The 12,252-nt window shown below is 53.7% G+C and carries 10 protein-coding genes; 6 read left to right on the forward strand and 4 right to left on the reverse strand.

Translation table 11 applies throughout. The annotated features are described in order from the left end of the window. Positions 1-132: 132 nt before the first annotated feature. Both aas and lplT read left to right on the forward strand, forming a co-directional pair. Positions 133-2,292: a bifunctional acyl-ACP--phospholipid O-acyltransferase/long-chain-fatty-acid--ACP ligase gene (aas, locus tag NA197_RS06335; protein WP_064043408.1), complete on the forward strand. Its 2,160-nt coding sequence runs from the start codon at positions 133-135 to the stop codon at positions 2,290-2,292. Continuing rightward, complete coding sequence (gene lplT, locus NA197_RS06340) at positions 2,285-3,487, forward strand: lysophospholipid transporter LplT (RefSeq protein WP_000004689.1); 1,203 nt, start codon at positions 2,285-2,287, stop codon at positions 3,485-3,487. The genes aas and lplT overlap by 8 nt, the downstream gene beginning before the upstream one ends. 86 nt (positions 3,488-3,573) lie before the next feature. Here lplT and NA197_RS06345 read toward each other — a convergent pair whose 3' ends face one another. From NA197_RS06345 to mutH, 4 genes are all read right to left on the reverse strand, one after another. After that, positions 3,574-4,614: an NADP(H)-dependent aldo-keto reductase gene (locus NA197_RS06345; protein ID WP_000558960.1), complete on the reverse strand. Its 1,041-nt coding sequence runs from the start codon at positions 4,612-4,614 to the stop codon at positions 3,574-3,576. Positions 4,615-4,804: 190 nt separating this feature from the next. Then, positions 4,805-5,023 carry a YgdI/YgdR family lipoprotein gene (locus tag NA197_RS06350; protein WP_000758662.1) on the reverse strand — a complete coding sequence of 73 codons (219 nt, stop codon included), beginning with the start codon at positions 5,021-5,023 and terminating at the stop codon, positions 4,805-4,807. Between the two features lie 169 nt (positions 5,024-5,192). Continuing rightward, a complete protein-coding gene (locus tag NA197_RS06355; protein WP_000895635.1) occupies positions 5,193-5,906 on the reverse strand; it encodes a TerC family protein in 714 nt (237 codons plus the stop codon). A 181-nt stretch (positions 5,907-6,087) separates the two neighbouring features. Next, a complete protein-coding gene (gene mutH / locus NA197_RS06360; RefSeq protein ID WP_001274930.1) occupies positions 6,088-6,783 on the reverse strand; it encodes a DNA mismatch repair endonuclease MutH in 696 nt (231 codons plus the stop codon). 682 nt (positions 6,784-7,465) lie between these two features. On the opposite strand from mutH, the gene rppH reads away from it, so the two are divergent. The 4 genes from rppH (at position 7,466) to thyA (ending at position 12,147) form a co-directional block, all read left to right on the forward strand. Further along, positions 7,466-7,996, forward strand: a complete 531-nt coding sequence (rppH, locus tag NA197_RS06365) for an RNA pyrophosphohydrolase (RefSeq protein WP_000564481.1) — start codon at positions 7,466-7,468, stop codon at positions 7,994-7,996. Between the two features lie 12 nt (positions 7,997-8,008). Then, positions 8,009-10,255, forward strand: a complete 2,247-nt coding sequence (gene ptsP, locus NA197_RS06370; protein ID WP_023227736.1) for a phosphoenolpyruvate--protein phosphotransferase — start codon at positions 8,009-8,011, stop codon at positions 10,253-10,255. 215 nt (positions 10,256-10,470) lie between these two features. After that, on the forward strand, positions 10,471-11,346 hold the full coding sequence (gene lgt / locus NA197_RS06375) for a prolipoprotein diacylglyceryl transferase (RefSeq protein WP_000204647.1): 876 nt from the start codon (positions 10,471-10,473) through the stop codon (positions 11,344-11,346). Positions 11,347-11,352: 6 nt separating this feature from the next. After that, complete coding sequence (thyA, locus tag NA197_RS06380) at positions 11,353-12,147, forward strand: thymidylate synthase (RefSeq protein ID WP_000816247.1); 795 nt, start codon at positions 11,353-11,355, stop codon at positions 12,145-12,147. Positions 12,148-12,252: the final 105 nt, after the last annotated feature.

The following is a 12,252-nucleotide window of genomic DNA, read 5'->3' on the forward strand; positions in this document are numbered from 1 at the left end:
CTGTCTCTTGCACCAACCTGCGCGGATGCGCAGGTTTTTTTTCGAACCTATTTTGCTATCGCTCCTGTTACGCAACTCGTGTAATCTGCCACAATTCATGTTTTAGCGAATTGTCGGCCAAAGGGAGTTGAAATGCTGTTTGGATTTTTCCGTAACCTGTTTCGCGTGCTTTATCGTGTGCGCGTCACTGGCGATGTCCGGGCGCTACAGGGGAACCGGGTCTTAATTACCCCCAATCACGTTTCATTTATCGATGGTATGCTACTGGCGCTGTTTTTGCCGGTACGGCCTGTCTTTGCGGTATATACCTCCATCAGCCAGCAATGGTATATGCGCTGGTTAACGCCGCTGATCGATTTTGTACCGCTCGATCCCACTAAACCCATGTCCATTAAACACCTGGTGCGCCTGGTGGAGCAGGGGCGTCCAGTGGTGATTTTCCCGGAAGGGCGGATTTCCGTGACCGGCTCGCTGATGAAAATTTATGACGGCGCAGGCTTTGTGGCGGCAAAATCGGGCGCAACCGTCATTCCGCTCCGTATTGACGGCGCGGAGCTTACGCCTTTCAGTCGCCTTAAAGGTCTGGTTAAACGGCGCTTATTCCCCCGCATTCAGCTTCATATTTTACCGCCGACGCAAATACCGATGCCGGAAGCGCCGCGCGCGCGCGACAGACGTAAGATAGCGGGTGAGATGCTGCACCAGATCATGATGGAAGCGCGTATGGCGGTGCGCCCGCGCGAGACGTTATACGAATCGTTGCTGGCGGCGCAATATCGTTACGGCGCAGGTAAAAACTGTATTGAGGACATTAACTTTACGCCGGATACGTATCGTAAGTTACTGACCAAGACGCTTTTTGTTGGCCGGATTCTGGAAAAGTACAGCGTTGAGGGCGAGAAAATCGGTTTAATGCTGCCGAATGCCGCCATCAGCGCGGCGGTGATTTTCGGCGCGGTTTCTCGTCGCCGCATTCCGGCCATGATGAACTACACGGCGGGGGTAAAAGGGCTGACCAGCGCGATTACCGCGGCGGAAATTAAAACGATTTTTACCTCCCGCCAGTTCCTCGATAAAGGTAAATTATGGCACCTGCCGGAACAGCTAACGCAGGTTCGCTGGGTTTACCTGGAAGATTTAAAAGCGGACGTCACGCCCTCCGACAAGCTGTGGATTTTTGCCCACCTCCTGGCGCCGCGACTGGCGCAGGTAAAACAGCAGCCGGAAGACGCGGCGATTATTCTTTTTACTTCCGGCTCGGAAGGGCACCCGAAAGGGGTGGTGCACAGCCATAAAAGCATTCTGGCGAACGTCGAGCAGATAAAAACGATTGCGGATTTCACCGCCAATGACCGTTTTATGTCGGCGCTGCCGCTCTTTCACTCGTTCGGTTTGACGGTGGGCCTGTTTACGCCGTTGTTGACCGGCGCGGAAGTGTTTCTTTATCCAAGTCCGCTGCACTACCGCATTGTGCCGGAACTGGTCTATGACCGTAACTGTACCGTGCTGTTTGGTACGTCAACCTTCCTCGGCAACTATGCGCGCTTTGCCAATCCGTATGATTTTTATCGCCTGCGCTATGTGGTGGCCGGTGCGGAAAAACTTCAGGAGAGTACCAAACAACTGTGGCAGGATAAATTCGGTCTGCGCATTCTTGAGGGCTACGGGGTAACGGAATGCGCGCCAGTAGTCTCGATTAACGTGCCGATGGCGGCTAAGCCTGGCACTGTTGGCCGCATTCTGCCTGGCATGGACGCGCGTCTGCTGGCGGTGCCCGGTATTGAAAACGGCGGTCGGCTACAGCTGAAAGGGCCGAATATCATGAATGGCTATCTGCGCGTGGAAAAACCGGGCGTGCTGGAGGTGCCGTCGGCGGAAAACGCCAGAGGCGAAACTGAGCGCGGCTGGTACGACACGGGCGATATTGTACGCTTCGATGAAAATGGTTTTGTGCAGATTCAGGGGCGCGCGAAACGCTTTGCAAAAATTGCTGGCGAAATGGTCTCGCTGGAGATGGTCGAGCAACTGGCGCTTGGCGTTTCGGCGGAGAAAATGCACGCTACCGCCATTAAAAGCGATGCCAGCAAAGGTGAAGCGCTGGTACTGTTTACGACTGACAGCGAACTCACCCGAGAAAAGTTACAGCACTATGCCCGTGAACACGGTATTCCGGAACTGGCCGTCCCGCGTGATATCCGTTATCTGAAGCAGCTTCCCTTGCTTGGCAGCGGGAAACCCGATTTTGTGACGCTGAAAAGTTGGGTGGATGCGCCGGAACAACATCATGAGTGAGTCAGTACGTACTAACACCTCCATCTGGTCGAAAGGGATGCTGTCGGTTATTGTCGCGCAGTTTCTCTCGGCTTTTGGCGATAATGCGCTGCTGTTTGCGACGCTGGCACTGCTGAAAGCTCAGTTTTACCCGGACTGGAGCCAGCCTGTTTTGCAAATGGTGTTTGTGGGCGCTTACATTCTTTTTGCGCCGTTTGTCGGCCAGATAGCGGACAGCTTTGCCAAAGGCCGGGTGATGATGGTCGCCAATGGTCTTAAACTGGCGGGAGCGGCAGGTATCTGCCTCGGCGTAAATCCTTTTGTCGGTTATACGTTGGTCGGGATCGGCGCGGCGGCTTATTCTCCGGCGAAATACGGTATTCTGGGTGAACTGACGACGGGCGATAAGCTGGTGAAAGCCAATGGCATGATGGAAGCCTCTACGATTGCGGCGATTTTGCTCGGTTCCGTCGCGGGCGGCGTATTGGCCGACTGGCATGTCATCGCCGCGCTGGTTGCCTGCGCGTTGGCCTACGCTGGCGCAGTGGCGGCTAACCTGTTTATCCCGAAGCTTGTGGCGGCGCGTCCAGGACAATCCTGGCGGTTGTCGGCGATGACGCGTAGTTTCTTCAGCGCTTGCGTTGTCCTTTGGCGTAACGGTGAAACGCGTTTTTCGCTGGTGGGGACCGGGCTATTCTGGGGCGCAGGCGTGACGCTGCGTTTTCTGCTGGTGCTGTGGGTGCCAGTGGCGCTGGGCATTACGGATAACGCCACGCCGACTTACCTGAACGCCATGGTGGCGGTAGGCATTGTGGTCGGCGCGGGCGCGGCGGCAAAACTGGTGACGCTGGAGACCGTATCGCGCTGTATGCCCGCCGGGATTTTGATTGGCGTTGTGGTTGCGATCTTCTCATTACAGCACGCCTTGCTGCCTGCTTATGCCTTGTTGCTGTTGATAGGTATGCTGGGCGGCTTTTTTGTGGTGCCGCTCAACGCCTTGCTCCAGGAGCGCGGTAAGAAGAGCGTTGGCGCCGGGAATGCCATTGCCGTACAAAATCTGGGCGAGAATAGCGCCATGCTATTAATGCTGGGACTGTACTCGCTGGCGGTGCTGGTTGGCGTTCCTGCGGTGGCGATAGGTATCGGCTTTGGCGTGCTGTTCGCGCTGGCGATCGCGGCGCTGTGGATCTGGCAGCGCCGGCAGGCATCATACTGAGTGAATATGCCGGGCGGCGAGTGCGTGTTATCCGGCTTACATTGTCTCTGTAAGCCCGGAAGCGTAGCGCCACCGGGCACTGACCATCACGGCGCCGGATAGGTATAAACCTGATGCGCCGCCTCAATCTCCGCCAGAACCTCTTCGCTTAACGTCAGATGCAGACTTTCCACATTCGTCTTGAGCTGCGCCATCGTGGTTGCGCCCAGTAACGTACTGGCGACAAACGGCTGGCGGCGAACAAAGGCCAGCGCCATTTGCGCCGGATCAAGATTGTGACGCTTCGCGATATCGACGTAGGCGGCAACGGCTTTTTGTGCCTGTTCGCCGCTGTAACGTGTGAAGCGGCTGAACAAGGTATTCCGCGCGCCTGCGGGTTTGGCCCCGTTCAGGTATTTACCGGTTAATGTGCCAAACGCCAGACAGGAGTAGGCGAGCAATTCAACACCTTCATACTGGCTGACTTCCGCCAGTCCGACCTCGTAGCTGCGGTTTAACAGGCTATAGGGGTTCTGGATCGTGACAATACGCGGCAGGTCATGTTTTTCCGCCAGGTGCAGATAGCGCATAACGCCAAACGCTGTCTCATTTGAAACGCCAATATAACGAATCTTACCCGCTCGCTGAAACTCACTTAGCGCGTCTAACGTCTCCAGCAGACTTACTACTGGCGTGGAGTCCGTCCAGTTATAGCCGAGTTTACCGAAGCAGTTAGTGGGGCGCTGCGGCCAGTGCACCTGATACAAATCCAGATAGTCGGTCTGCAACCGGGTCAAACTGTCGTGTAGCGCTTCGCGAATATTTTTACGATCCAGCGCCTGATGAGGCCGGATGCCTTGATCATTATTACGTGCCGGTCCGCTAACTTTGCTGGCGATGATCAGTTTTTCACGGTTGCCGCGTTTGGCGAGCCAGTTACCGATATAGGATTCCGTCAGCCCTTGTGTTTCCGGGCGCGGCGGTACCGGATACATCTCGGCGGCGTCGATAAGGTTAATGCCATTTGCGATGGCATAGTCGAGCTGTGCGTGAGCGTCGGCTTCGCTGTTTTGTTCACCAAATGTCATTGTGCCCAGCCCTAGCGTACTTACTTCGAGCGAGCTGTGGGGTATACGGTGATAGTGCATAGCCGTTTCCTTTTTATTATGAAGTCAGAAATTCCCGACAAAGGACAATAAAAATGGCAGAGGGAAGGCAAAAGGGAAAGTAAAATTGCAGGCTGCGCGGCGTAATTGTTACCGGGCGTGGTCGCCACGCACCGTTACGGGACGCAGCCTGAAGGCCTGCAGAACGCTGACCTTGATCACAGGCCACCGCTTAACGTTCGATGATTTGGGATACTTCGTCACGGTTGATTTGCATCTCGTTTCCCTGTGCATCGGTATAGCTGACCAGACCGGTATCATCGTCAACTTGCGGTTTTCCATCGGTCAGGATCATACGACCATCTTTCGTCGCCATTACATAATCGCTGCTGCATCCGGATACCGCAAAAGCCAACCCTACTGCGGAAATTACAACTGCCCACTTTTTCATCCGTTTGTCCTCACGTAGCCTGCATCTGATAATAGTCTGTTAATCATATGTCTGATAATAGTCTAGTAATAACGCGCAGCTCTGCATGTCGGAAGCAGCAAAATCTTAATCTGTGAGAAGAAAGGAAATAAAGTGAGTATTCGCTCCCCGGCGGGGGAGCGAGACAGGATTACAGCGGATTCTTTTTATTACGCAACAGGTTCAGGCTCTCTACTGCGATAGAGAAGAACATGGCGAAATAGATATACCCTTTCGGAACGTGAACGTCGAAACTTTCCAGAATCAGGGTAAAGCCAACCAGAATCAGAAAGGAGAGCGCCAGCATTTTTACCGACGGATGGCGATCGACAAACTCGCCGATGGGCCGTGCCGCAAACATCATGACGCCCACGGCAATAACGACTGCCGCCATCATAATAAACAGATGATCGGAGAGGCCAACCGCTGTGATAACTGAATCAAGGCTGAAAATAATATCCAGCAGCATAATCTGCACTATTGCGCCCAGGAAAGAAGAAACCCGGGTTTTTAACCCTTCTTCTTCGCCTTCGATGGACTCATGGATCTCCTTGCTGGCTTTCCAGATTAAAAATAACCCGCCCAGTAACAGAATGAGATCGCGGGCGGAAATCGCTTCGCCGAAAAGCTCAAACAGCGGATTAGTCAGACGAGTGACCCAGGCGATTGACGCCAGCAGCGCCAGGCGCATGACCATCGCCGCCGCCAACCCAAGCCGCCGTGCGTGGTTCCGTTGCGCCGTAGGAAGTTTTGCTACCACCAGAGAAAGAAAAATAATGTTGTCGATCCCAAGTACAATCTCCAGCAGCGTCAGCGTACCGAGCGCCAGCCAGGCATTAGGATCGGTTATCCATGCAAATAACATCGAACAAAGTCCTGCCAAAAAAAGAAGCGGTAATTATAGGCCCGTCGAGTGACGGGCGAAAGCCCAGGCTGAATTTGCGCAACCAGGAACGGTGTAAAATAGCGGCGACAATACGCTTACGTTTATCCGGCGCCGGCCCGATGCGTAGCCATAGCGGAGGCGCATTTGCGTGTAATGGACGTTACGGATTCTGCAATAAAAAATGGCGAGCCAGCAGCGCCTGCGTAAAATTTTTTTTCAGATAAAATCCACGCGGTAGCGTCAAAATAGGTTCCCCGCGCGCGCCGATAGCCTCGGTGAGCGCCCTGGCATTGGCGGCTTTGGGTCGCAGTTGCAAGACTTCGCCATGACGGGCGGTAATGCGTTCCACCTGGCCCAGCACTATCATGTCCATCAGCTCTTCCCAGTCGAGGCGTAGCTGCCTGTCCTCTTCTTCACTCGGACTCCAGAGTAGCGGCGAACCTACGCGGCGTTCGGCTAACGGTATGCTGCGATCGCCTTCGACCGGCACCCATAGCACGCGCTTCAATTTATGCCGTACGTGACTTGTCTCCCAGGTCACGCCGCTGTTACCGGTTAACGGCGCCACGCAAACAAAGGTTGTTTCCAGAGGACGACCCAGACTATCCACCGGGATGGTTTTCAGTTCTACGCCTAATGCGGCGAAATCCTGCTCCGGCTTGCTCCCGGCGCTGGCGCCGAGCCAGATCTCCAGCAAGACGCCGATCCAGCCTTTGTCTCGCTTCAAATCTTTAGGTGTGGTAATGCCGGCCATCGCCGCCAGCTCGCCTAACGTATAGCCGGAAAGCTGCCGCGCCTGGGCTAACAGCAATGCTTCCGAAGCAGGCGGAGTCAGTAGCGGACAAAGAGCGGACATGACAATTACCTTAGGTCAAAAAATGAGCAGTGATTTTATACCGTATGGGCAGAGTTTATCTTTTTCTGTGTCTTATATTCAATAGACTGATTTTTATTGCCTTTTTTGTGTTGTTTCTTCGTGTTGCGCAACGCTGAAGCGGGTTTTCCAATTCTGGTCACTGACAATAAACAGGATCTTACACTATGTTATCCACAGAAAGTTGGGATAACTGTGTAAAACCACCACTACTGTTTCCATTTACAGCCTTGACGTGCGACGAAAATCGAAAATTCAGACAAATAGTGCGTAAGTTATTGGCACAATCTGTGGATAAAACCGACGCTGGTTGATCTTTCATCAGCATAAGGATCTTAGATGTGATGCTGGTCACGCTTTATGAAGGTAGCATGTAAGATTTGTCTATAACGCAATGAATATAAGGCACTATTTTTACTGTTTTCCGCATGAGGAATTCAGACTGTTCTGGGTTTTCCCGTGGTAATTCCATACTTCTTCACAACTATATCCACAGAAAAGGTGAATAAAATGGCGCAAGGGCGTCATCATCTGTTTATAACTCGGCTATTTACTGTGAGTTATTCAATTGTTATTAGGCTGTGTCACTATTACAGAGTGGTTTACCGCCTCACTGGAGTATGAAACAATCGTTCATATATAAGGTTTATGTTGAGGTAGTCCGGTGATTGATGACGATGGCTACCGCCCAAATGTAGGTATCGTAATTTGTAATCGTCAGGGGCAGGTGATGTGGGCCCGGCGATTTGGTCAGCACTCCTGGCAGTTCCCGCAGGGCGGGATAAATCCAGGGGAGTCGGCAGAACAGGCGATGTACCGGGAACTGTTTGAAGAAGTTGGGTTAAGCCGTAAAGATGTGCGGATCCTTGCTTCTACTCGCAACTGGTTGCGTTACAAGTTACCAAAACGTTTGGTGCGTTGGGACACAAAGCCGGTATGTATCGGCCAGAAACAAAAGTGGTTTCTTTTGCAGTTAATGAGCGCCGACGCCGAAATCAATATGCAAACCAGCAGTACGCCGGAGTTTGACGGCTGGCGCTGGGTAAGTTACTGGTATCCGGTTCGACAAGTGGTGTCATTTAAACGCGATGTCTACCGCAGGGTAATGAAAGAGTTTGCAAGTGTTGTCATGGCGCTTCAGGATAATCCCCCTAAGCTACAAAGCGCGCCTGCTTATCGACGTAAAAGAGGTTAAGCCACGCAAATTATGCTCACTCGCCTGCGCGAAATAGTCGAAAAAGTGGCCAGTGCGCCGCGTCTGAACGAGGCGCTGAATATTCTGGTCACGGATATCTGTCTTGCGATGGATACAGAGGTTTGCTCGGTTTACCTGGCCGATCATGACCGACGCTGTTATTACCTGATGGCGACGCGGGGGTTGAAAAAACCGCGTGGTCGAACCGTTGCGCTTGCGTTTGATGAGGGGATCGTCGGTCTGGTGGGCAGACTGGCGGAACCCATTAACCTTGCCGATGCGCAAAAACATCCCAGCTTTAAATACATTCCTTCGGTAAAAGAGGAGCGTTTTCGCGCGTTTCTCGGCGTGCCGATCATTCAGCGTCGCCAACTTCTCGGCGTGCTGGTCGTACAGCAGCGCGAATTGCGCCAGTACGATGAAAGCGAAGAGTCTTTCCTCGTCACGCTCGCTACGCAGATGGCGGCTATCCTGTCACAGTCGCAGGTCACAGCGCTGTTCGGGCAATACCGGCAGACGCGAATCCGCGCGCTTCCTGCGGCGCCGGGCGTGGCTATCGCAACGGGCTGGCAAGACGCGACCATGCCGCTGATGGAACAGGTTTACGAAGCGTCTACGCTGGATACCTCTCTTGAACGCGAACGATTGACCAGCGCGCTGGAAGAGGCGGCGAACGAGTTCCGACGATACAGCAAACGCTTTGCCGCCGGCGCGCAAAAAGAGACGGCGGCCATTTTCGATCTGTACTCACACCTGCTTTCAGACGCCAGACTGCGTCGCGAACTCTTCGCCGAGGTCGACAAAGGCGCTGTTGCGGAGTGGGCCGTTAAAAAAATCATCGAAAAATTTGCCGAGCAATTTGCGGCGCTAACCGATAACTACCTCAAAGAACGTGCGGGAGACTTACGCACGCTGGGGCAGCGGCTGTTATTCCACCTTGATGATTCAGTTCAGGGGCCAAACGCCTGGCCGGAACGTTTTATTCTGGTCGCGGATGAGCTGTCGGCGACCACCCTGGCGGAGCTGCCGCAGGACAGGCTGGCGGGCGTTGTGGTGCGCGACGGCGCGGCAAACTCGCATGCGGCGATTATGGTGCGCGCGCTCGGTATCCCGACCGTCATGGGCGCGGATATCCAACCTTCGGTGCTACATCGCCGTACGTTGGTGGTGGATGGCTATCGCGGTGAATTACTGGTCGATCCTGAACCCGTGCTTATTCAGGAATATCAGCGGCTCATTAGTGAAGAGATAGAACTCAGTCGTCTGGCGGAGGACGACGTCAATCTTCCCGCCCAACTGAAAAGCGGCGAGCGAGTCAAAGTGATGCTGAATGCCGGGCTCAGTCCCGAGCATGAGGAAAAGTTAGGCAGTCGGATCGACGGTATCGGCCTGTACCGTACTGAAATTCCCTTTATGCTGCAAAGCGGGTTTCCCTCGGAAGAAGAGCAGGTGGCGCAGTATCAAGGGATGCTGCAAATGTTTAACGATAAACCGGTGACGCTGCGGACCCTGGATGTGGGAGCGGATAAGCAACTGCCCTATATGCCGATCAGCGAGGAGAACCCGTGCCTGGGCTGGCGCGGGATCCGCATTACGCTGGATCAGCCGGAGATCTTTTTGATCCAGGTCCGCGCGATGCTGCGCGCCAATGCGGCGACTGGCAACCTCAGCATTTTGCTGCCGATGGTCACCAGTATTGATGAAGTCGATGAAGCGCGACGTCTGATCGAACGCGCCGGGCGCGAGGTCGAGGAGATGATCGGCTATGCGATCCCGAAACCGCGTATCGGCATTATGCTGGAAGTGCCATCAATGGTATTTATGCTGCCGCATCTGGCTAACCGGATCGACTTTATCTCGGTCGGCACCAACGATTTAACGCAATATATCCTGGCGGTAGATCGCAACAATACCCGCGTGGCCAGTATTTACGACAGTCTGCATCCGGCTATGCTGCGCGCACTGAGCATGATTGCGCAGGAAGCCGAAAAAAATGGCCTCGATCTTCGCTTGTGCGGCGAGATGGCGGGCGATCCGATGTGCGTGGCGATTCTTATCGGTCTGGGATATCGCCATCTTTCGATGAATGGCCGTTCGGTAGCGCGTGTGAAATATCTGCTGCGGCATATCGATTTTGAAGACGCGCAAACCCTTGCCAGACGCAGCCTTGAGGCGCAGATGGCGACCGAAGTGCGTCATCAGGTGGCGGCGTTTATGGAGCGCCGCGGGATGGGGGGATTGATTCGAGGAGGGTTGTAACGACTGGAGCGGGAAAAGAGAGTGACTGTGGATTCACGGCGCAGACAACACGCCTGCAAGATGAAAGACAATGCGTATACATATCTTTTAACGGTAATCGGCATCTCGCTTTTAACCCTTGTGCTATTATTCGCACCTTTGGAGCGTCTGCAACGCGCAGGCGCGCTTATCAATCGCTATCTCTTCAGCGAAATAACAAGAAATTGTGGTGACAGATGACCAGTAGCTATCTGCATTTTCCGGACTTTGATCCGGTCATTTTCTCAATTGGGCCCGTCGCGCTTCACTGGTATGGCTTGATGTATCTGGTGGGGTTCGTTTTCGCGATGTGGTTGGCGGTGCGTCGCGCTAACCGTCCGGGAAGCGGTTGGACCAAAAACGAAGTTGAAAATTTACTCTATGCAGGTTTCCTGGGGGTCTTCCTGGGGGGGCGTATTGGCTATGTCCTGTTTTATAACTTCCCTCTGTTTCTGGATAACCCGCTCTATTTATTCCGCGTCTGGGACGGCGGCATGTCCTTCCACGGCGGGCTTATCGGCGTGATACTGGTGATGATTATCTTCGCCAGGCGCACGAAGCGCTCGTTCTTTCAGGTGTCTGATTTTATTGCGCCGTTAATTCCGTTCGGCCTGGGCGCCGGGCGTCTGGGCAACTTTATCAACGGTGAATTGTGGGGGCGCGTCGATCCTAACTTCCGGTTTGCCATGCTCTTTCCTGGCTCACGCGCGGAAGATATTGCGCTGCTGCCGTCACATCCGCAATGGCAGCCTATTTTTGATACCTACGGCGTATTGCCGCGCCACCCTTCCCAGTTGTATGAACTGGCATTAGAAGGCGTGGTGCTGTTTATCATCCTTAATCTCTTTATTCGCAAACCGCGTCCGATGGGCGCAGTCTCCGGATTATTCCTGATTGGCTATGGCGCGTTTCGTATCATTGTTGAATTCTTCCGCCAGCCGGACGCGCAATTTACCGGCGCGTGGGTACAGTACATCAGCATGGGGCAGATTCTCTCTATCCCGATGATTATCGCTGGCGCGATCATGATGGTTTGGGCATATCGCCGCCGCCCGCAGCAACACGTTTCCTGAGGAACCATGAAACAGTATTTAGAACTGATGCAAAAAGTGCTGGATGAAGGCACACAGAAAAACGACCGTACCGGCACCGGCACGCTTTCCATTTTTGGCCATCAGATGCGTTTTAACCTGCAGGAAGGCTTTCCTCTGGTGACGACGAAACGCTGCCATTTACGTTCAATTATTCACGAACTGCTATGGTTTTTGCAGGGCGATACCAACATCGCTTACCTGCACGAAAATAATGTCACCATCTGGGACGAATGGGCTGATGAGAACGGCGATTTAGGCCCGGTTTATGGTAAGCAGTGGCGTGCATGGCCAACACCGGATGGCCGCCATATCGATCAGATCGCCACGGTCTTAAGCCAGCTTAAAAACGACCCGGACTCTCGTCGTATTATCGTTTCTGCGTGGAACGTCGGCGAGCTGGATAAGATGGCGCTGGCGCCGTGTCACGCCTTTTTCCAGTTTTATGTCGCAGATGGAAAACTCTCCTGTCAGCTTTATCAGCGCTCCTGCGATGTGTTCCTCGGTCTGCCGTTCAACATTGCCAGCTACGCGTTACTGGTGCATATGATGGCGCAACAGTGCGACCTGGACGTCGGCGATTTTGTCTGGACCGGCGGCGACACGCACCTGTACAGCAACCATATGGAGCAGACGCACCTGCAATTAAGCCGTGAACCTCGCGCGCTGCCGAAATTGGTGATTAAGCGTAAACCCGATTCGCTTTTTGACTACCGGTTCGATGATTTCGAAATTGAAGGCTATGATCCGCACCCCGGTATTAAAGCGCCGGTCGCTATCTAAGCGCTGACGATCCTGCCATAACCGACGTCATTGCGCGTCGGTTTTTTTTACCCTTCGTCTCAATCTTCGGCGCGGATTCCTGAAATTTTGCAACGCGCTGCAAGA

It is taken from the genome of Salmonella sp. NW884 (genome assembly GCF_051700745.1).
Classification (GTDB): domain Bacteria; phylum Pseudomonadota; class Gammaproteobacteria; order Enterobacterales; family Enterobacteriaceae; genus Salmonella; species Salmonella enterica.